Source organism: Geobacillus subterraneus, assembly GCF_001618685.1.
GTDB classification, from domain to species: domain Bacteria; phylum Bacillota; class Bacilli; order Bacillales; family Anoxybacillaceae; genus Geobacillus; species Geobacillus subterraneus.
Window position 1 is genome coordinate 1,513,406 of sequence record NZ_CP014342.1, and the last position, 19,884, is coordinate 1,533,289.

A 19,884-nucleotide genomic window follows, 5' to 3' on the forward strand; every position below is an offset into this window, starting at 1 on the left:
AAATAGGATAGATTCAGTAAAATATAGTATCATATAGTTAGATGGGAGGTGAAAACATGTATTTTTGTATCAAACAACAGCTAAATGGTTTGACCAAAGAAGAATACTTGACTCTTCGAGAACTGTGCCATATTGCCAAGAACATGTACAACGTCGGATTGTACCATGTCAGACAATACTATTTTGAACACAAGGAATTTCTTAATTATGAGAAAAACGATCATCTTGCAAAAACTAACGAAAACTATAAGCTGTTAAACAGCAACATGGCACAGCAAATTTTAAAAAAGGTCAATGAAGCCTTTAAATCTTTCTTTGGTTTGATCAGTCTTGCCAAACAAGGAAAATATGACTACAAGGCTATCAGTATTCCAAAATATCTTAAAAAAGATGGCTTTCATTCACTGATCATTGGCCAGATTCGTATAGACGGCAACAAATTCACGATACCGTATTCTCGCCTATTTAAAAAGACTCACAAGCCTATCACGATAACGATTCCGCCTGTGTTGCTGGACAAAAAGATTAAGCAGATTGAAATCATTCCTAAGCATCATGCCAGGTTCTTTGAGATTCAGTACAAATATGAAATGCCTGAAGATCAAAGAGAATTAAATGACCAAAAAGCACTGGCCATTGATTTAGGATTAAACAATCTTGCCACTTGTGTCACATCAGACGGCAGATCATTCATCATTGATGGGCGGAGATTAAAAAGTATAAATCAATGGTTTAACAAAGAAAATGCCAGACTTCAAAGCATAAAAGATAAGCAAAAAATCAAAGGCACCACTCGTAAACAGGCTTTGCTTGCTATGAATCGCAATAATAAAGTGAATGATTATATCAACAAGACTTGCCGTTACATCATTAACTACTGTATTGAAAATCAAATTGGCAAACTTGTCATTGGCTATGCGGAAACATTACAACGCAATATTAATCTAGAAGGCCGGTGAATTAATGGGGCATAGACTTCCCACATGTCGAATTTTGGAGGCCATTCTCCCCGCCGTTTGGCGCCAAAGGATGGGAAGACGAGCAGGACTTCCTGCTCCCAATTCCGGTTTTGCGCACGCCAAAGAGCCGGTCCCCCCTCGTTTTTTTCGAAACCGGCACAATCGCTTCAGATTTTGCACGACGGCGGTCAACAGTGCCTGTTCTTCCATGGCGTAAAGGCCCCGGCTTCGGGCCCGGTCCAGCCCGTGACATTCCTTCCCTTCGGCGAACACATGCTCACAACGCGTGCGAAGGGCTTGAATGGATCGATAGCCGCCCTGTTGTTGAATGAGCCTCGCTTGATTGCGAATCTGAACGTCTCGGACTTTCGCCTGGCGCTTTGCTTCCTGAGCGGGATCCTTCGCCCGGCGCTTCCAGGTTGGAATCTCCTCCATCTCCTTGCGGCGCAACGGCACGAGCGGTGTGATGCCTTGAACGAAGAGCGCTTCCAGATACTCGGTGGTGCCATACGCTTTGTCCGCAGACAAGGTCCGAATCGTAATCGACGGGTGGCGAAACTGAATCGAAGCCAGCTGCTCCAAACTCGTCTCCCGTTCCGCCGTTCCAGTGGCGAGGCTGGCCCGTCTGGATAAAATCACGCGCGACTGGACATCGATGACGTCGTGCACCAGATACCGAGGATACGCTTCCTGCCCTTTGCCTTTCTTGTACAACCGGGCATCCGGATCCGTCACGCTTCGATGGGTCCGGTTGGAAAACGTGGCTCCACGGAAGTTTCCCCGTTCTTCGGCATGGACGCGTTCCCCTGATTTTGGAGACGGAGAGGGTGGGTCGTCATCCGGATCCCGGGCCTCGGTCTGTTCATCTTCCCGGGCAGTGCGGGCCAGATAGTCTTCCAACGTCTCCACCGGAGCGAGCTTGACCTCCCGCAAGCTGTGGATCGAGGCATTCGCCCGCACTTGGGTGCCGTCAGCCGCCGCATGGACATCCGGCGAGACCAACCCCGCCGCGATGCATTGATCCACCACATAGGTCATCAGCCGGTCAAAGATTCCATGTTGGCGCCAGCGTTTCCGTGTTTTGACGAGCGTCGTTCGATCCGGCAGTGTGGGGTGATGAGGATCCGGATGGAGCACGGATTCAAAGTCGAGACCGCAAAACCACAAGTATCCGGCATGCATGGGGAGGATCTCATACAACTCCCGCTCAGAGTGGTCGAACAAATACGAGAGCAGCATTAGGCGAAGCAGCCGTTCCGGATCCGCCGCCGGGCGACCCGTTTTTTCCGTGTACAGGGGAGCCACCCAATCGTGAATGACGGAAAAGTCAACCGCTTCGTTGATTTGGCGCAAGATATGATGTGGAGGAACGAGTTCTTCCATGTCGATGACTTGAAACAGACGAGGCTGAGTCGAAGGGTTTTTGGGGGCTTTCATGATCCGCTCACGCTCCATTCCAACGATTTTTCTTCCTTTTTCGACATAAGCCCCCTAAATCCCTGCCTCAGGGTGTACTTTTTTCACCGGCCTTCTAGGAAAAAAGACAAATCAAAACTTTGTCAATATTCCTCTCGGTAACATAAAAGAAAAACTAGAATATCTTTGTGAATTTTACGGCATTGAATTCTTGAAACAGGAAGAATCATATACGTCTCAAGCCAGCTTTTTTGACGGCGATGAGATTCCTGAATATAATGCCGACAATCCAAAAGAATATAAGTTCAGCGGCAAACGTATTAAGCGCGGCTTGTATCGAACAAAGTCTGGCAAACTAATTAATGCTGATGTCAATGGCGCATTAAACATCTTAAAGAAAAGTAAAGCTGTAGACCTGAGTGTCTTATGCTCTAGCGGCGAAGTGGACACGCCTCAAAGAATAAGGATTGCTTGAAGCAGTCAAACTTCTTTGGAAGCCCCCACTTCAAATTTTCGCTAGAAAATTAAGTGGGGGTAGTTCACTGATCACGGCGACTTTGTTGTATTTGCCATTGATAAGCATACGGCAGGAGATCATTATCACCCGGAAACAAAGCTGTTTCCGCCGCATAATATCGAAGGGACGAAAGGGCGGAGGCTATACGGGGAGCTCGAGGAAGTATATCAGGCGAACAAGCATAAAGAACATGTGTACTGGATGGACAAGACGCGGTACAGCGCGTTCGCCGGGACCGATTTAGAACTGAAATTGCGCGAACGAGGGATCACGGAAGTGCATTTGGTCGGCTGCTGCACGGATATTTGCGTCCTTCATACGGCAGTCGATGCGTACAACAAAGGCTTTCGCATTGTCGTCCACCGGCGGGCGGTCGCGAGTTTTGACGCGGCCGGCCATGAGTGGGCGCTGCGTCATTTTTGCCATACGCTAGGTGCAGAAATAGTGGAATAATGGGGAAAACGTGATAGAATAGACGGTGAAAATGGTTGTAATTTGGCGGCGCAGTCATTTGTGTGTTGGGGGTTCTGCATTCATGAACGAAAAATATGCCGATGACAGTTTAATGCTCCATACGGACTTATATCAAATCAACATGGTTGAAACCTACTGGGAAGACGGGATGCATGAGCGCCGGGCCGTGTTTGAGGTGTTTTTTCGCAAGCTGCCGTTTGGCAACGGCTATGCCGTCTTTGCCGGGCTTGAGCGCGTAATACAGTTTTTGCAGGGATTTCGTTTTTCCGACAGCGATATCGACTATTTGCGCAATGAGCTTGGCTACCGCGACGATTTCTTGAACTATTTGCGGACGCTTCGTTTTACCGGGACGGTTCGTTCGATGCGGGAAGGGGAAATCGTCTTTGCCAACGAGCCGATTATGCGCATTGAGGCGCCGCTTGCGGAGGCGCAGCTCATCGAAACGGCGATTTTAAACATCATCAATTTCCAGACGCTCATCGCCACGAAAGCGTCGCGCATTAAACATATCCTCGGGGACGAACCGGCTTTAGAGTTTGGCAGCCGGCGGGCGCAGGAGATGGACGCGGCGCTGTGGGGAGCGCGCGCGGCGTATATCGGCGGGATTGAAGCGACATCGAACGTGCGGGCCGGCAAGCTGTTTGGCATTCCGGTCGCCGGGACGCACGCGCATTCCATGATTCAAGCGTATCAGGATGAATACGTAGCATTTCACAAATATGCACGCCGCCATAAGGACTGCGTATTTCTTGTTGATACGTACGATACGTTGAAATCGGGGGTGCCGAACGCCATTCGCGTCGCCAAAGAGCTTGGTGATCAGATCAATTTTATCGGCATTCGCATCGACAGCGGCGATTTGGCCTATTTGTCAAAAGAAGCGCGGAAAATGCTTGATGAGGCTGGATTCCCGAACGCGAAAATTTTTGCTTCGAACGATTTGGATGAAGATACGATTTTAAACTTGAAATCGCAAGGGGCGAAAATCGATGTGTGGGGAATCGGCACGAAGCTGATCACGGCATACGACCAGCCGGCGTTAGGCGCGGTGTATAAGATGGTGGCGATCGAAAACGAAGCCGGCGAGATGGTCGATACGATCAAAATTAGCGGCAACCCGGAGAAAGTGACGACGCCGGGGCTGAAGCGGGTGTACCGCATCGTCAATAAAATCAATCATAAAGCAGAAGGCGACTACATCGCCTTAGAAAGCGAGAACCCGCAGCAAGAAGAGCGGCTGAAAATGTTCCATCCGGTGTACACGTTCATCAGCAAATTCGTCACCAATTTTGAAGCGCGCGATTTGCATGAAACGATTTTTGACAACGGCAAACTCGTCTACACATCGCCGCCGCTTTCCGATATTCAGGCATACGCGAAGAAGAGTTTGCGCTTATTTTGGGAGGAGTACAAACGAACGCTCAACCCCGAGCAATATCCGGTCGATTTGAGCCAGGCGTGCTGGGACAATAAGATGGAAAACATCCGCAAAGTGAAAGAAAAGCTTGCGCACCCATCGGCGAACGAGTGAACGATTGCGTTTGTTTCAACGCTGTGAAAACGGAACCTGGCATCGTCTCAAAAGCGGAATATACCGTCACAAGGCGTTTTGCCGTCATAAGAGACAAGCCCCCGTCGAAGGAGAGGTGAGAGAATGGCGCTGTCATGGAAAAAGTGTCCCGCGGTGAAGCGGGGCACTTTTCCGTATCACGGTGATGGTTGTTGGTTTTGCAGCTGTTTGTCCAGTTCGTCAACGAGTTTGGCGAAATGGCGCAAGACGCGCTCGACCGGTTCAGGGCGTGTCATATCCACTCCGGCTCGCTTGAGCAGGCGGATCGGGTCGTCTGACGTTCCGGAACGCAAAAACTGTTTATACCGTCTCACTGCCTCGCCGCTTTTGTCAGTTTGAATCCCGCTGACGATAGCATACGAGGCGGCGAGGGAAGTCGCATATTTGTATACATAAAATGCGTCATAAAAATGGGGGATGCGCAGCCAGCCGCGTGCGGCTCCCGGGTCGGCGGCATATGCCGGGCCGTAATACGTTTTGAGCAATGTAAGCCAAAGATGGTTGAGCTCATCGGCCGTCAAGCTGCCTCCTTGGCGCACGTGATCATGGATTTGCTGCTCAAATTCGGAATACATGACTTGCGTGTACAGCGTGCCGCGAATTTGTTCGATTTGTTCGATCAGCAGGCGGAGCTTTTCCTCTTTTGTTTTCGCCTGCTTGTACAAGTAATCAAGCATCAGCCATTCATTGGCGGTGGAGGCCACTTCCGCGGTGAAAATCGAATGGCCGGAATAATGGTACGGCTGTGTGCGGTTCGTGTACACGGAATGCATGGCGTGTCCAAGTTCATGGGCCATTGTCAACACGCTGTCAAGCGAACCGTTGTAATTGAGCAAGATGAACGGATGGGTGTCGTACGCTCCCGTATTGTAGCCGCCGCTGTATTTTTTCGGGCGCGGGTAAATATCAAGCCACCGTTCGGCAAACGCGCGGCGCACATGTTCGATATAGTCGTCACCAAGCGGCTGAAGTCCTTGCAACAAGAGTGTTTTTGCCGTCTCAACCGGGATGGATTCCGCCGTTTCGCCAGCGAGCGGCACATATAAGTCATAGCTATGGACACGGTCGAGACCGAGCGCTTGTTTTCGCAGTTCAATATAACGATGAAGCGCCGGCAAGTGGCGATGGACGGCGGTGATCAAGTTGTCAAATACTTCCTTTGGCACATCATCGGCAGCGAGTGCGGCGTCTAGGCCGGACGGGTAGCGGCGTACGTCGGCATACAGCTCGTCCGCTTTGACGGATGCGTACAGCGTCGCCGCCGCTGTCTGTTCGAGCGTCTCATAGCTTTTGGCTTTCGCTTCAAACGCGGCTTTTCGGTAACGGCGGTCGCGATGCTGAAGGAGGGCGGCATAGTTATGGTCCGTCAGCGTCACTGTTTTTCCGTCCGGCATGCGGACAGACGGCGGCTCGTAGTCGCCGCGGGAAGCGTGGTCATAAATGTTTTCCGCCTCGCCAAGAGCCGGTGATAGTTTGGCGAGCAGCCGTTCCTCGCGTTTGGTGAGCGTATGCGGCTTTTGTTCGCGCAGTTCGGTGAAGTAATAACGATACGGCTTGAGCGGTTCGCTGTTTTGCAGCTTCTTGAGCGTCCGCTCCGGAAGGGCGAGCAGCTCCGGTTCGATAAATGCGGTCTTTGCCGCATATTGGGCGGCGAGCGCTTCCACTTTCGCCCCAAGCCGGGCGGCTGTGGTGTCTTCGATGTTCAAGTCGCGTTTTAAATGGGCGTAAAGGGACAGTTTTTCAAGCTTGCGGGCTGTTTGCTCGTTTAGGGCGAACAGCTTGGCGATCGTTTTCGCATCGTCGAGTTTGCCTTCAAAGGCTTCCAGTTTCGGCAAGGCGCTGTTCACCGCCTGATAGTCGCGCATCCATTCCGCTTCGGACGGATAAATATCGGCCAAATTCCATTCGTATGCCGTTTCGGCAGCTGACGTCGGCCACGGGATGACAAAAAGAAACATCGCGAACAGCGAAACGAGCCGGCGCTTCATGCGATCACATCCTTTCCGTTTTTTTCCTCTCGTCTGTAGTATGTGCAAACCGGAACGTTTTAGCCAAAAAAGAAGAAAGGAAGAGGATGATGGAACGAGTTCAATTAGCAGATCACTTATCTTTTTCCCGCGTCATTCACGGCTGTTGGCGGCTTGCCGACTGGGGCTATTCGGCCGGGCAGCTGCTTTCACTGATTGAATTTTGCCTTGAGCGCGGCATCACCACGTTTGACCATGCCGATATTTATGGCAACTACACGTGCGAATCGCGCTTTGGCGATGCGCTCGCGTTAAAGCCAAGCTTGCGCGGCCAGATGGAGATCGTGACGAAATGCGGCATTAAGCTGCCATCGAAATACGGAATGAAGTCGTATGATACAAGCAAAGATCATATCATCGCTTCGGTCGAGCAGTCGCTGCGGAATTTCCGCACCGATTATATCGATGTGCTGCTCATTCACCGCCCGGATCCGTTCATGAACCCGGAGGAGGTGGCCGAGGCGTTTTTGAAGCTGAGACGGGAGGGAAAAGTGCGTTATTTTGGCGTCTCGAACTTTAAGCGTTCACAGCTTTCGATGCTTGAGTCGTATTTGCCGTTTCCACTTGTCACCAATCAAATCGAAGTATCCGCGTACCGGCTGGAAAATCTCGAAGACGGCACGGTCGATCTTTGCTTGGAGAAGCGGATGCCGCCGATGGTATGGTCGCCGCTAGCCGGTGGAGCGATTTTTTCCGCTAACGATGACCGGGCGGTGCGGTTGCGAGCCGCCTTGGAACAAGTGCGGCAGGAACTTGGCGCCGAGACGGTCGATGAAGTGCTGTACGCGTGGCTGTTTGTTCATCCGGCGCGAATGATGCCGATTGTCGGCTCAGGGAAACGAGAACGCATCGACCGGGCGGTGCGGGCGTTGTCTTTGCCGCTTTCCCGTGAGCAATGGTTCGCCATTTTGCAAAGTTCGATGGGGCATGAGGTGCCGTAAGGGGAGAAGCCGATGAAAATCATTATCGCGGAAAAACCGGATCAAGGGGCGACGCTCGCCTCGATTTTCCGGACGAAAAAACGACAAGGCTATATCGAGATTTTGCCAAACGACTTGTTTCCGGATGGGGCGTACATGACATGGGCGATCGGGCATTTGTTCCAACTCGCCCCGCCCGAGCGGTACCGCCCGGAATGGAAGCGGTGGTCGCTGAAGGCGCTGCCGATCATTCCCGAACGGTTTGAATACGAAGTGGAAAAGGCGAAAGCGAAGCAGTTTCGCATTGTGAAAGAACTGCTGCGGAAGCCGGAAGTGACGGAAATCATCCATGCAGGAGACGCCGGGCGCGAAGGGGAGCTCATTGTGCGCAACGTGATCCGCCTGAGCGGCGTCCACAAACCGATCAAGCGGCTTTGGCTGTCGTCATTAACCCCGAAGGCCATCGAGGAAGGGTTTCGCCGTTTGCTTGATGAGCGAACGACGCGCCCGCTCTATGAAGAAGCGTACGCCCGCGCCTGCGCCGATTGGCTCGTCGGCATGAACGCCTCGCGCGCCTACAGCTTGTTGCTGAAGGAGCGCGGGATGAACGATGTGTTCTCCGTCGGGCGCGTGCAGACGCCGACATTGGCTCTCATTGTCCGGCGCGAGCGGGAAATTGAACAGTTTCGCCCTGAACCGTTTTGGGAAGTCGTCGCTTCGTTTGTCATCGGCGATAAGCGCTATGAAGGAAAATGGACGGATGAAAACGGCCAAACGCGCCTCAAGGACGAAGCAATGGCGAAACAGATCGCGGCTTTTTGCCGCGGGAAGCGGGCGGAAGTCGCCGCCGTCCGTACGGAGCGAAAAACGTTTCAACCGCCGCCCTTGTTCAATTTATCGACGCTGCAGGCGACGGCGAACAAGCTGTACCGCTTTTCGCCGAAAAAAACGCTCGATGTGCTGCAGTCGCTCTATCAAAAAGGCATCGTCTCCTATCCGCGCTCTGATTCGATGCATGTGACTAGGGGAGAGGCGGAAACGTTCCCGGCCATTTTACAAAAGCTGTCGTCGTTTCCGGCGTACGCTTCGTATTTTCCGGTGCCGCATCCCTCCATTTTACACAATAAACGTTATGTAAACGAGAAGAAAGTGACTGACCATTACGCCATCATCCCGACCGAACAAGTCATTGATCCGGAAAAGCTGTCATCCGACGAGCGGAACGTGTATGATTTAGTCGTCCGCCGCTTGATTGCCGCCCACTACCAGGCGGCGATCATCGACTATACGACGGTTGCGACGTTGGTTGATGGACGGGCTCGTTTCATCACGAAAGGAAGACAAGTCATTGAGGAAGGATGGCGCGCGGTTATTCGCCCGCATGAAGAGGAAAAGGAAACGGTGCTTCCATTGCTCCGTCAAGGTGAAGCGGGCAAAGTGGCGGACGTCCAAGTAAAGGAAGGAAAAACGGAGCCGCCGAAACGGTATACGGAAGGGCAGCTCATTACGCTCATGAAAACAGCCGGAAAGTTTTTAGATGACGAAGCGCTTGAAAAAGTGCTCGCCAAAACGGAAGGGCTCGGCACGGAGGCGACAAGGGCGGCGATCATTACGATGCTGAAGGAACGAAAATATATTGAAGTCAAAAATAACCTTGTCTATGCGACCGACAAGGCGAAAGTATTGATCGAGGCGCTCGGCGGCACGATTCTCGCCTCGCCGGAAATGACGGCGAAATGGGAGCAGCGCTTAAGCGAAATTGGCGAAGGAACGGCCTCCTCGGCTGCGTTTATGGAACAGGTGAAAAAGCTGGCGCAAAAAGTGGTCACCGATGCCATCGCCGCTGCGCCAAGCTGGAATTTCAGCGGGCTTGACACCGCTTCGATCCAGCGGACGAAAACGAAAAAAACGGTCGGTGAGCCGCTCGGGCGCTGCCCGCTTTGCGGCGGAACCGTCATCGACAAAGGAACGTTGTACGGCTGTGACCAGTACGCGAAAACAAAATGCTCGTTTACGATCTCCAAACGCATTCTCGGCCAATCGATTTCGGCGGCGAATGTGAAAAAGCTGCTGGCACAAGGAAAAACAAATGTCATCAAAGGATTCAAAAAAGGCGGAAAAACGTTTGACGCTGTCCTTGTGTGGGATGAAAACGACAAGAAGCTGTCTTTTCAGTTTCCAAAACGGTGACGGAAGGCAACAGAGGAAATAGGGACGGGACGCCTGACCCAAGGGTGGACCGATGGCGTCCCGCTTTTTTTGCCGGTTACTCCGTTTGCGGCTCTTGAACCCGTTCCATCAACCGCTCCGGCTCGCTTGGCGCGGCAAAACCGAACCGCATGATCCGGCCTCCTTTTTCATAAATGATACACCGAATCGGATCAGATGGAAACGATTTTGCTTTTAAACAATAATAGTATTATGTAAACAAAAATCCCGGCCGTCTCCCTGAAGGCTAGTCAATGGTCGGGCGGCCGGCGGCAAGCGGCGATGCGAGCTGGGCGGTCGGGATAGTCGGTAAAGATCCCGTCCACGCCCATGGCGCATAGGCGCGCCAGATCGTGCGGTGCATTGACGGTATAGACATGCACGATGAGCCCGCGGCTATGAGCGGCATTCACCCACTCTTTACTGGCGAGCGAAAGCGGCAAGCCGATGCCATCGGCATAGACGGCGACCCGCTCTAGCAGCTCGTCCGGGCTGATACGGGCCGTCTCGCGTTCTCCGATGAGCTGAATGAGCGGAATGCCGCGCGGGGTGAGGGGCCTTAGCGCCTGCAAACTCTCAGGATGAAATGATTGAAATATGATGCGGCCGCGCTGTAAATCATGATGTTTTTGCAGTAGCTGTACGACCGCTTTTTCGATGCCGGGCTGCTTTAATTCAATATACAAAGGGGCGTCGATTCGTTCTGCTTCCAACGTGTGTATGATCTCCTCAAGGGTCGGGATCGGTTCGCCGGCAAAGCGCTTGCTAAACCACGAGCCGGCATCAAGCCGCTTCAGCTCGGCGAGCGAAAAATCGCCAACGTGCCACGGTGAACGGTGAGGGTAGACGGTTTCGGCATTCGTCGTCCGGGCGAGCGTTGTATCATGCATGGCGATGAGCTTTCCGTCTTTCGTCATCCGCACGTCAACCTCAATATAATCAGCGTGCATGCGGCCGGCAAGCCGGTAGGAGGCAAGTGTATGTTCCGGTGCATGCCCGGAAGCGCCGCGATGGGCGATGATGATCGGCTCACGGGCGACAGACGGCTGTGGAGCAGCCGAAGAAGCTAAGCCTAGCGGCAGCCATAACAGGAATCCGACATAGAGCCATATTCGGCGCAACGTCGTTCCCCCTTTCTGTTTGCATCATACCTTATTGGAATGAAGCGATTGTGAAGAGATGATGAAGATGTGGTAAAACGTGCGGAACATGAATCCTTATCGGTATTTTGCCGCCTGTTGCAAAATGATATTCGTTTTGATGCATAAAGGGAGACCTCTTGCTGCATACTGTAAGTGACAACAAAGACGTTGGGCTATAGCCAAGCGGTAAGGCAACGGACTTTGACTCCGTGATGCGCTGGTTCGAATCCAGCTAGCCCAGCTGAATAAGCCGGCTAGGGCGGATCGGCCTTTGGCTGGCAAAAACGGTCTCTGCCACTTCGGCACGGGGCCGTTTTTTCGTCTGAAAGCAGTTCCACGCCGGTAGGACAAAGAGGCGGATGATGCCATTCGCGATGCGAAGTTAACGAATGGTTGCTAAAAAATCGTCACGGCAGCAGGATTTTGACGAATGGTGGCGAATGTAAAACGAACGAAGGGAGAGGAATGATGATGAAAACGGCTGATTTATGCGATCAATTTCTTGACGAGCTGCAAGTGTGCGAACTTGCCTTCCAATCGTACGGCGGAAAGCGGGCGTTTTCTGGACCGATTGCCACTGTTGACGTGTTTGAAGACAACGTGCTTGTCCGCGAAGCGCTCGAGACGGTGCCGCCGGGCACGGTGCTTGTTGTTGACGGAAAAGGGTCGCGCCGCGTCGCGCTATTAGGCGACCGATTGGCGCAAATCGCCTGCGAGAGAGGGCTCGCTGGCGTCATCATTCACGGCTGCATTCGCGATTCCGCAGAAATCAGCGCGATGCCGATTGGCGTGATGGCCATTGGCACTTGCCCGGTGAAAAGCAAAAAAGAGGGAAAAGGCGCCCGCGATGTCGTGCTTGAATTTGGCGGCGTCCGTTGGGAGCCAGGCGCGTATGTGTATGCGGATGCAGATGGCATTGTCATTGCGCGAACGAACTTGTCGGAAAAAAACGGTTGACGATGAAGCCATCGTTGTACTACGATGAAAAAGGATGCTTGTTCCATGACAGCGTATATATTGGCGAAAGGCAAACAAGGTGCCCGGCCTGCTTAGGGCTTGGGTGAAAAGGGAAGTACGGTGAAAAGCCGTCACGGTACCCGCCACTGTGATGGGGAGTTTTGCGGCAACAAGTCACTGAAGGATTCTTCGGGAAGGCGCCGCAAAGCGATGATCCTAAGTCAGGAGACCTGCCTTGTTTGCATCGGACGGATGCCTACGGGAATATAGGCAGACGTGCGGGAGAATGATGGCTGAATGAGGCTTCGTTTGGCTTATTTTTGGCTTCGTACGCATTTTTCTGCACCTCTGCGCTAGAGGTGCTTTTTTATTTTTCTTTGAGCGAAGCTGAAAGGTTTTCATTTCTACCAATCTTGCAAAAGGAGGAATTGGATGGCGACGTGGGATTTGCGGGGAATGAGGCATCATCTGTTGATTTGCAACGGCGGGACGTGCCTGCGCCATGGCGGGGAGGAAGTGACGCTGGCGGTGCGTGAAGAGATCGCCCGCCTTGGATTGGACGATCTCGTTCATACGACAAGAACGCGCTGCAACGGCCGCTGCCAGGACGCGTGCGTGCTGATCGTCTACCCGGATGGCGTCTGGTATCGGCTGATGACACCGGAAAAGGCGCGGGAGGTGGTGCGCATCCATCTTTGCGAAGGGGCGCCGATTCGCGAATGGGCGACGTATGAGTTTGATGAGGAGGCAGGATGCAGATGGACGCCAGCAGGGGAAAGCGAAGCGCCGGTTGGGAAGCGGAAAACGGCCAATGAACAGAAGGAGGTGAATCGATAAACGATGCGAACAAGACGTTGGCTTGCCATCGCGGCGTTATTGGCGGGTTATTTCTTCGTGACGAATGAACAAGAAGCGTACGCGATGCACATTATGGAAGGGTTTTTGCCAGCGAAATGGGCGCTGTTTTGGTGGGGATTGTTTCTTCCTTTTTTCTTGGTTGGTTTACGTCGTCTTGTCCGCACGCTGAAAGAGCATCCGGAGCAAAAGCTGCTCATGGCATTGGCCGGGGCGTTTACGTTCGTGCTGTCGGCGCTGAAAATTCCGTCCGTCACCGGCAGTAGCTCCCACCCGACCGGCATCGGCTTCGGGGCGGCGTTGTTTGGGCCATGGGTGATGGTTGTTATCGGCACGATGGTTCTTCTGTTCCAAGCTTTGCTGCTTGCTCATGGTGGATTGACGACATTGGGGGCAAACGCTTTGTCGATGGCGGTCGTTGGGCCATTGGTTGCGTTTACTGTGTATCAGCTGCATCGCCGCCGTTTCGTATCGCAGCGGATGGCGCTGTTTTTGGCCGCTTGTTTGTCCGATTTGGCCACGTATGTGACCACATCCGTCCAGCTGGCTTTGGCATTTCCGGCCCCAGAGGGCGGCGTGCTCGCTTCGTTTTTGAAATTTGCCGGTATTTTTGCCATCACTCAAGTGCCGCTGGCGGTGACAGAAGGCATTTTGACGGTGATGGTCTGGAACTGGCTTGCTTCATACCAAGCCTCTCCGCTATTCCAACGAGAAAAGGGGGCGTGATTCGATGAAAAAAAACCGGTGGCTGTTCGCTTTCGTCTTGGTGTTGATCCTCCTTCCGCTTTGGTGGGCGCGCGGCTCGGAATTTGGCGGCACCGACGACCAGGCGGAACGGGCGATTCAAACGCTCGCTCCGCATTATCGGCCGTGGTTTGAATCGATTTTCACCCCGCCGGGCGGCGAAGTGGAAACGCTGCTGTTCTCGCTGCAAGCCGCTCTTGGCGCCGGCGTCATCGGCTACGTGATCGGCCTGTATAAAGGGCGATCGGAACGGAAGAACGGGCATGATTCGCGAGTTTGATCGGTTCGCCTACGACAATCGGCTGCGAACGTGGCGAGCGGAATGGAAGTTCGCGATGGCGGTGATCTTGTTGGTGCTTGGGATGATGAGCAGCTGGCGCGAACAGTTGCTCATGATGGCGGGGATGACGTATTGGATCATTGGCCGGGCCGGTGTCCCGTTTTCACTGTATGGAAAAGCAATGGCCGCCGCTTCGGTTTTTTTAGGAGTCAGCTTATTGACAATGATCGTTTCTATTTCTTTTCCTCTTCGGTTATCCATTGCCTATAGCCAGCTGCGGCCAGCCGCTGAACTGGCCGTTCGCTCTTTGTCGGCGTGGTCTTGTTTGTTTTTCCTTCTGATCACTACGCCGGCGCCGGAATGGTTTGCCGTCCTGCGGCGTTGCCGTCTTCCGGCGGCAGTCATCGAGCTTTGTTTTCTGATGTACCGCTTCATCTTTTTGCTTGAGCACGCAGCGGTTGAGCTGTGGCTGGCGTTGCGCGCCCGCAATGGAGGAACACATTGGCGGCATGGGGGGATGCTTATGTACCAATTGTGGCTGAAGGCCGGGCAATCGTACGAAGCGCTCGGGCGTGCGCTTGCCGCTCGCGGGGGAATCGATTCGTTTGTCTATCGGCATCAGCCGTTGGAAACAAAACCACACACCATTGACATGACAGCCGGCGCCGCGTTGATCGTGCTGCTGCTCGGGTTGATTTGGTGGAAAGGGTGAAAGAGTTGCTGCTGCGGATGGAACAAGTGTGCTATGCCTATGATTCCTCGCGTGATGTGCTCAACGGGGTTGATTGGGAAATTCCAGCAGGAAAAAAATACGCGCTCATCGGCGCAAACGGCTGCGGCAAAACGACGCTGTTTCTTCATCTGAACGGATTGCTGCGGGCGCAGTCAGGCGCGCTGTATTGGAAAGGGAGCAACATGTATGAACGCGGGGCCGATTGGCGGCGCTGGCGGCGCGAAGTCAGCCTCGTTTTTCAAAATCCGGAACATCAGCTGATTGCGCCGCTCGTGCGCGATGAATTGGCGATTAGCCTCGCTCACGCTGGGGTCAATGAAGAACAGATGAGAACCGCTTTGTCGACGCTTGTTGATGAATACGGGCTCGGTGATTGGCTCGATCGCCCCACCCACCAGCTTAGCCTCGGACAGAAAAAATGGCTGACGCTTTGTTCGGCGATGGTGACAAAGCCGGACTTGCTTGTGTTGGATGAACCGACAGCGTATTTGGACCAGCATCAAACGAAACAGTTTTTGCGGCAAATCAATGTCATTCATCAAAGGGGAACGACCGTGCTCATTGCCACGCATGATATGGATTTCGTCTGGCAATGGGCCGATTGGGTCGCCGTCATGCACGAAGGCCGGATTGTCAAGCAAGGAGCACCGGAAGACGTTTTTGCTGATCGCCGTCAGCTGCTCGCTGTCCGTTTGGACGTGCCGCTGTTTGTTCGATTCTGGAAGGAGTGGGGACCGAAGGAAGTCTCGATGCCGCGGCCATGGCCAGAAGAAAAAGGAGGGGAAACGCATGGGGGGTAAGTTGTTGATTGTCGGCTTCGGCCCGGGAAGCGTCGATCATATGACGAAGCGGGCCCGCGAAGCCATTGAAGAAAGCGACGTCATCATTGGCTACAAAACATACATTGAGCTTGTGCGCGATTTGATCGCCGGAAAGGAAATCATCAGCACCGGCATGACCGAAGAAGTAAGCCGCGCCCAAGCGGCGGTGAAATGGGCCGAGCGCGGCAAGACGGTCGCCGTCATTTCCAGCGGCGACGCCGGGCTGTACGGCATGGCCGGGCTCGTCTACGAAGTGCTGATTGAAAAAGGCTGGACGAAAGACGATCCGATTGAAGTGGAAGTCATTCCGGGCATTTCCGCCATCCATTCATGCGCGGCGCTGCTCGGGGCGCCGGTGATGCATGACGCGTGCACAATCAGCTTGAGCGACCATTTGACGCCGTGGGCGCTGATCGAAAAACGGCTCGAAGCGGCGGCGGCCGCTGATTTTGTGATCGCGTTGTACAACCCGAAAAGCGGGCGGCGCACGCGGCAAATTGTGGAAGCGCAACGCATCCTGCTCCGCCACCGGGCGCCCGAGACGCCGGTCGGGCTTGTGAAAAGCGCATACCGCGAACGCCAGCAGATCGTGCTCACCGATTTGGCCCATATGCTTGATCATGAAATCGGCATGTTGACGACGGTCATTATTGGCAATTCGACGACGTTTGTGCATGACGGATTGATGATTACGCCGCGCGGCTATCAACGCAAATACCATTTAACCGCGGCCGTCCAGCCGCTGAAACCGCACGAGCGGCTGCGCAAAGAAGCGGAGCCGTGGGCGTTAGAATCGATGAGTCCGCAGGCAACCGGTGATGTTGAAGGGAAGCGGACAGCTGTTTCGAACAATCGGGCTTCCTTGGCGTTAGCCGGCATCCCGCCATTTCCAGATGAAACGCAGCAAACGGCGGCTAGGCCGGCGAGTATGGCCGGTTCAACCGCCGTCGCCGGGCAGACAGCGGTCGAGCGGCCGGTGGTTCATATAGCGCGACAGCAAGCGAAAGAAGCCGCCGAAGATGCGCTTGCGGCGCTTGAAAGCCGTAAACGGCGAAAAGCGGAAACCGTCCTGTTTGAAGCGGCAGTGAGCCCGGGGGTGGCCAACAAACAGTTCACGGCGGAACAGTTGCTTGTTCTAGCGGAGACAGTCGGCCCCGATGGAAAAATGACGTACACGCCAGATCATTACATAAAAATCGAACGGATGACTGATGACCCGGATGGACTTGTGGCTAAACTGACCGCCGCTGGGTTGACGGTTACGCCGGTCGGCGAGGTCCTGACCGTGAAAGCGTGCGATTTTTGTGACGGGGAGAAAAAAGACGCCATTCCGTACGCGGAGGAATTGGCGCGGCGATTCGGCGGGATGGCGCTGCCGAAAGAGCTGAAACTTGGCATCAACGGCTGCGGCATGGCGTGCTACGGAGCGGTGCGTGAAGATATCGGTCTTGTGTACCGAAAAGGAAAATTTGATTTGTTTTTGGGCGGAAAAACGGTCGGCCGCAACGCCCATCCCGGCCAGCTTGTCGCCGAAGGCTTGCCGCCGGAAGAGATCGTCGCCATCATGACTGAGGTGATCGAGCAATACAAAGAACATGCCTACCCGAACGAACGGTTTCATAAGTTTTTCAGTCGGGTGAAACAAGTGGGCCGGTTTCGCCATGAAGAAGCGAAGGCCGCTGCTATGGTGGAAACGGCGGCTTGCGGCGACTAGCGGCAAACGCACTGCTGCGGATGGCGCAGGGAACCGGCGATGAAGCATGTGCCTGCGGGCCAACTCCCGTTGCTCACCGCAAGATGGATGCGATGCGCCAAAAGCGCGAAAGCCAACGCAATGGGGCAAAAAAGAAGATAAGGAGAGGAAATCATGAAGGCGATTTTGTTTGTCGGACACGGCAGCCGTGATCCGGAAGGAAACGAGCAAGTGCAGCAGTTTGTCGCCGGACTGCGGCCGCGCATTGATGACGCATTTCATATTGAAACAAGTTTTTTAGAGTTTGGGCGTCCATCGATCAGCGAAGGCATCCGTCTTTGTGCAGAAGCCGGGGCGAAGGAAGTGATCGTCCTCCCGCTCATTTTATTGCCGGCCGGGCATTCAAAGCTTCATATTCCGGCGGAAATCGATGAGGCCAAGCAGCGCTATCCGCATCTGACGTTCCGGTACGGACGGCCGATTGGGATTCATGAGCAGACGTTGGCGATTTTGCATGAACGGTTGCAGGAAATCGGCGAGCAGCCGGAAGCCCCCGGCCGCGAGACGGCGGTCATTTTGCTTGGGCGCGGCGGGAGCGATCCAGATGCGAACAGCGACTTGTATAAAATCGCCCGCCTGTTTTGGGAACAAACCGGCTATGCGTTCGTTGAGCCGGCGTTCATGGGTGTGACGACACCGTCGCTCGATGACGCCGTCCGCCGCTGTATCGCGCTTGGGGCGCGGCGCATTGTTGTGCTGCCGTATTTTCTATTCACCGGCGTGCTCATCAAACGGCTTGAACGGCAAGTCGAGCAGTACCGCGCCGACCATGCCGGCGTTTCATTCGCCTTGGCCGGCTACTTCGGATTTCATCCACAGTTGGAAACGATTGTGCTTGACCGGCTGAACGAAGCGCTCGGCCAAACGGCGGCGATGAACTGCGATGTTTGCCAATACCGGTTGCACGCCGCCCATCATCATCACCACCATCATCATCATTAAGGGGGAAATGCCAATGATTTTGCTGCTCGCCGGTACGAGCGACGCCCGCGAACTGGCGGTTACGGTGCAAAACGAAGGATATGAAGTGCTGGCTACAGTCGTCACCGATCATGCGGCCGAACAGCTAGAAGCCGCCGGCGTGCGCGCCCATGTCGGCCGCTTGGATGCCGCCCAGCTCGCCCGGCTTGCCAAAGCGAACGGAGCGAGAGCGATCGTGGACGCCAGCCATCCATTTGCCGAAGAGGCGTCAAAAAACGCCATGCAAGCGGCGACCGAAGCGGGACTTCCGTACATCCGCTATGAGCGGCAAGCGTCTTCGCTGGCGTCCGGCACGGTAACGTTTGTCGACAGCTATGAAGAAGCGGCCGAGCTGGCGGCCGAAAAAGGCGGCGTCGTCATGCTTACGACTGGCAGCAAAACGCTCGATATTTTCGCCGCCAAGCTGCTTGGCCGGCCTAACGTGCGGGTGATCGCCCGGATGCTGCCGCGCAAAGACAATTTGGAAAAATGCGAGCGGCTCGGATTTTCGCAAGAACAGCTCATCATGATGCAAGGGCCGTTTTCCAAAGAGCTCGACCGGGCGCTGTTCCGCCATTTTGGCGTCACATTAGTCATCACGAAAGAGAGCGGCAAAGTCGGGTTTGTTGATGAAAAGCTCGCTGCCGCCGAGGAACTTGGCATTGAAACGATCGTCATTCGCCGACCTCGACTGGCATACGGCACAGTGTATACCGATTTTGCCGGCGTCCTCGAGGCGTTGAAACAACAAGCGCCGGTTTCCACCCGTTCGCCGCTGCAAATGGAAAAGGCGGGAACATCTGACTAAGATGCCATTCAATATGGAAACAAGACGGCTAGTATATGCCGCCCGCCTCGCTGTTCTAATGAATGATGAAAGGAGAGAAACAAATGGATTTCCATACGACGTTTCGTCCGGTGACCGTCCAGCCGGAGCAAATTGAAGCGCGCAGCTTTCAAATCATTGATGAAGAAATGGGAGAGCATTCCTTTACAGCTGAGCAATACCCGATCGTTCAGCGCGTCATTCACGCTTCCGCCGATTTTGAGCTCGGAAAAAGCCTTCTCTTTCATCCCGACGCCATCCGCGCCGGTATCGACGCCATTCGCCGCGGCAAGCTCGTCGTCGCCGACGTACAAATGGTGCAAGTCGGCGTCAATAAAGCGCGCCTTGAGAAATTTGGCGGGGCGGTGCGCGTCTACATTTCCGATGAGGACGTCATCGCCGAAGCGAAACGGCTGAACACGACAAGGGCGATCGTCGCCATGCGCAAGGCGGTGAAAGAAGCGGAAGGCGGCATTTTCGCCATCGGCAACGCGCCGACCGCGCTGCTTGAGCTCATCCGCCTAATTAAGGAAGGAGAGGCGCGGCCGGGGCTGGTGATCGGCCTGCCGGTCGGGTTTGTGTCCGCGGCGGAATCGAAAGAAGAGCTGACTAAGCTCGATGTGCCGTTTATTACGAACCGCGGCCGCAAAGGGGGAAGCACAGTGACGGTCGCCGCCTTGAACGCTTTATCGCTCTTGGCGGAACGAGTGTGATGGACG

The 19,884-nt window shown here is 54.1% G+C and carries 16 protein-coding genes, 1 tRNA gene, 3 pseudogenes and 1 riboswitch; of the genes and pseudogenes, 17 read left to right on the top strand and 3 right to left on the bottom strand.

What is annotated here, in order from left to right; genetic code table 11:
* Nucleotides 1-56: 56 nt before the first annotated feature.
* Nucleotides 57-947: pseudogene (locus tag GS3922_RS07415) on the top strand (RNA-guided endonuclease InsQ/TnpB family protein); the annotation flags it as partial.
* Here GS3922_RS07415 and GS3922_RS07420 read toward each other — a convergent pair.
* Nucleotides 945-2,414, bottom strand: coding sequence for a transposase (locus GS3922_RS07420; protein ID WP_081823186.1), 1,470 nt, complete (start codon nt 2,412-2,414; stop codon nt 945-947). The pseudogene GS3922_RS07415 and the gene GS3922_RS07420 sit on opposite strands and share 3 nt — an antisense overlap.
* A 76-nt stretch (nt 2,415-2,490) precedes the next feature.
* Between GS3922_RS07420 and GS3922_RS17160 the strand changes: the two are divergent.
* The 3 genes and pseudogenes from GS3922_RS17160 to GS3922_RS07430 all read left to right on the top strand — a co-directional run.
* Nucleotides 2,491-2,850 (top strand): annotated as a pseudogene (locus GS3922_RS17160) (zinc ribbon domain-containing protein); the annotation flags it as partial.
* A gap of 63 nt (nt 2,851-2,913) precedes the next feature.
* A pseudogene (locus GS3922_RS07425) lies at nt 2,914-3,345 on the top strand (cysteine hydrolase family protein); the annotation flags it as partial.
* An 82-nt stretch (nt 3,346-3,427) separates the two neighbouring features.
* Nucleotides 3,428-4,900, top strand: a complete 1,473-nt coding sequence (locus GS3922_RS07430) for a nicotinate phosphoribosyltransferase (RefSeq protein ID WP_063165819.1) — start codon at nt 3,428-3,430, stop codon at nt 4,898-4,900.
* 176 nt (nt 4,901-5,076) lie between these two features.
* On the opposite strand, the gene pepF is transcribed toward GS3922_RS07430, so the two are convergent.
* On the bottom strand, nt 5,077-6,927 hold the full coding sequence (gene pepF, locus GS3922_RS07435; protein ID WP_063165820.1) for an oligoendopeptidase F: 1,851 nt from the start codon (nt 6,925-6,927) through the stop codon (nt 5,077-5,079).
* A gap of 89 nt (nt 6,928-7,016) precedes the next feature.
* Here pepF and GS3922_RS07440 point away from each other — a divergent pair, with 89 nt between their 5' ends.
* Nucleotides 7,017-7,907, top strand: a complete 891-nt coding sequence (locus GS3922_RS07440) for an aldo/keto reductase (RefSeq protein ID WP_063165821.1) — start codon at nt 7,017-7,019, stop codon at nt 7,905-7,907.
* A gap of 12 nt (nt 7,908-7,919) precedes the next feature.
* The gene (locus GS3922_RS07445; protein ID WP_063165822.1) at nt 7,920-10,076 is read left to right on the top strand and encodes a DNA topoisomerase III; all 2,157 of its coding nucleotides are present in this window, start codon (nt 7,920-7,922) and stop codon (nt 10,074-10,076) included.
* Between the two features lie 269 nt (nt 10,077-10,345).
* On the opposite strand, the gene GS3922_RS07450 is transcribed toward GS3922_RS07445, so the two are convergent.
* Nucleotides 10,346-11,215, bottom strand: coding sequence for a glycerophosphodiester phosphodiesterase family protein (locus tag GS3922_RS07450; RefSeq protein WP_063165823.1), 870 nt, complete (start codon nt 11,213-11,215; stop codon nt 10,346-10,348).
* Nucleotides 11,216-11,405: 190 nt separating this feature from the next.
* On the opposite strand from GS3922_RS07450, the gene GS3922_RS07455 reads away from it, so the two are divergent.
* The 11 genes from GS3922_RS07455 (at nt 11,406) to GS3922_RS07505 (ending at nt 19,878) form a co-directional block, all read left to right on the top strand.
* Nucleotides 11,406-11,477: transfer RNA gene (locus GS3922_RS07455), tRNA-Gln, on the top strand.
* A gap of 230 nt (nt 11,478-11,707) precedes the next feature.
* On the top strand, nt 11,708-12,193 hold the full coding sequence (gene rraA, locus GS3922_RS07460; protein ID WP_063167346.1) for a ribonuclease E activity regulator RraA: 486 nt from the start codon (nt 11,708-11,710) through the stop codon (nt 12,191-12,193).
* 60 nt (nt 12,194-12,253) lie between these two features.
* Nucleotides 12,254-12,445, top strand: a riboswitch (cobalamin riboswitch).
* Nucleotides 12,446-12,625: 180 nt separating this feature from the next.
* Complete coding sequence (locus tag GS3922_RS07465; protein WP_063165824.1) at nt 12,626-13,030, top strand: (2Fe-2S) ferredoxin domain-containing protein; 405 nt, start codon at nt 12,626-12,628, stop codon at nt 13,028-13,030.
* Nucleotides 13,031-13,033: 3 nt separating this feature from the next.
* Entirely contained in the window at nt 13,034-13,774 is a 741-nt protein-coding gene (locus GS3922_RS07470; RefSeq protein ID WP_063165825.1) for an energy-coupling factor ABC transporter permease, read from the top strand.
* Between the two features lie 4 nt (nt 13,775-13,778).
* Entirely contained in the window at nt 13,779-14,072 is a 294-nt protein-coding gene (locus tag GS3922_RS07475; RefSeq protein ID WP_063165826.1) for an energy-coupling factor ABC transporter substrate-binding protein, read from the top strand.
* Nucleotides 14,056-14,784, top strand: coding sequence for an energy-coupling factor transporter transmembrane component T family protein (locus GS3922_RS07480; RefSeq protein WP_063165827.1), 729 nt, complete (start codon nt 14,056-14,058; stop codon nt 14,782-14,784). Before GS3922_RS07475 ends, GS3922_RS07480 begins: the two co-directional genes overlap by 17 nt.
* Nucleotides 14,781-15,605 (top strand): energy-coupling factor ABC transporter ATP-binding protein, encoded by an 825-nt coding sequence (locus GS3922_RS07485; RefSeq protein WP_063165828.1) that lies wholly within the window; start codon nt 14,781-14,783, stop codon nt 15,603-15,605. The genes GS3922_RS07480 and GS3922_RS07485 overlap by 4 nt, the downstream gene beginning before the upstream one ends.
* On the top strand, nt 15,595-17,340 hold the full coding sequence (gene cobJ, locus GS3922_RS07490) for a precorrin-3B C(17)-methyltransferase (RefSeq protein ID WP_063165829.1): 1,746 nt from the start codon (nt 15,595-15,597) through the stop codon (nt 17,338-17,340). The genes GS3922_RS07485 and cobJ overlap by 11 nt, the downstream gene beginning before the upstream one ends.
* Nucleotides 17,341-17,493: 153 nt before the next feature.
* Nucleotides 17,494-18,321: a sirohydrochlorin chelatase gene (locus GS3922_RS07495; protein WP_063165830.1), complete on the top strand. Its 828-nt coding sequence runs from the start codon at nt 17,494-17,496 to the stop codon at nt 18,319-18,321.
* Between the two features lie 13 nt (nt 18,322-18,334).
* Nucleotides 18,335-19,147, top strand: coding sequence for a precorrin-6A reductase (cobK, locus tag GS3922_RS07500; RefSeq protein WP_063165831.1), 813 nt, complete (start codon nt 18,335-18,337; stop codon nt 19,145-19,147).
* Nucleotides 19,148-19,230: 83 nt separating this feature from the next.
* Nucleotides 19,231-19,878 (top strand): precorrin-8X methylmutase, encoded by a 648-nt coding sequence (locus GS3922_RS07505; RefSeq protein ID WP_063165832.1) that lies wholly within the window; start codon nt 19,231-19,233, stop codon nt 19,876-19,878.
* Nucleotides 19,879-19,884: the final 6 nt, after the last annotated feature.

What these genes read in the sequence shown, in the direction of transcription:
- GS3922_RS07420 (WP_081823186.1), bottom strand. Translation starts at nt 2,414, where the DNA reads ATGGAGCGTGAGCGGATCATGAAAGCCCCCAAAAACCCTTCGACTCAG.
- GS3922_RS07430 (WP_063165819.1), top strand. Translation starts at nt 3,428, where the DNA reads ATGAACGAAAAATATGCCGATGACAGTTTAATGCTCCATACGGACTTA.
- pepF (WP_063165820.1), bottom strand. Translation starts at nt 6,927, where the DNA reads ATGAAGCGCCGGCTCGTTTCGCTGTTCGCGATGTTTCTTTTTGTCATC.
- GS3922_RS07440 (WP_063165821.1), top strand. Translation starts at nt 7,017, where the DNA reads ATGGAACGAGTTCAATTAGCAGATCACTTATCTTTTTCCCGCGTCATT.
- GS3922_RS07445 (WP_063165822.1), top strand. Translation starts at nt 7,920, where the DNA reads ATGAAAATCATTATCGCGGAAAAACCGGATCAAGGGGCGACGCTCGCC.
- rraA (WP_063167346.1), top strand. Translation starts at nt 11,708, where the DNA reads ATGAAAACGGCTGATTTATGCGATCAATTTCTTGACGAGCTGCAAGTG.
- GS3922_RS07465 (WP_063165824.1), top strand. Translation starts at nt 12,626, where the DNA reads ATGGCGACGTGGGATTTGCGGGGAATGAGGCATCATCTGTTGATTTGC.
- GS3922_RS07470 (WP_063165825.1), top strand. Translation starts at nt 13,034, where the DNA reads ATGCGAACAAGACGTTGGCTTGCCATCGCGGCGTTATTGGCGGGTTAT.
- GS3922_RS07475 (WP_063165826.1), top strand. Translation starts at nt 13,779, where the DNA reads ATGAAAAAAAACCGGTGGCTGTTCGCTTTCGTCTTGGTGTTGATCCTC.
- GS3922_RS07480 (WP_063165827.1), top strand. Translation starts at nt 14,056, where the DNA reads ATGATTCGCGAGTTTGATCGGTTCGCCTACGACAATCGGCTGCGAACG.
- cobJ (WP_063165829.1), top strand. Translation starts at nt 15,595, where the DNA reads ATGGGGGGTAAGTTGTTGATTGTCGGCTTCGGCCCGGGAAGCGTCGAT.
- GS3922_RS07495 (WP_063165830.1), top strand. Translation starts at nt 17,494, where the DNA reads ATGAAGGCGATTTTGTTTGTCGGACACGGCAGCCGTGATCCGGAAGGA.
- cobK (WP_063165831.1), top strand. Translation starts at nt 18,335, where the DNA reads ATGATTTTGCTGCTCGCCGGTACGAGCGACGCCCGCGAACTGGCGGTT.
- GS3922_RS07505 (WP_063165832.1), top strand. Translation starts at nt 19,231, where the DNA reads ATGGATTTCCATACGACGTTTCGTCCGGTGACCGTCCAGCCGGAGCAA.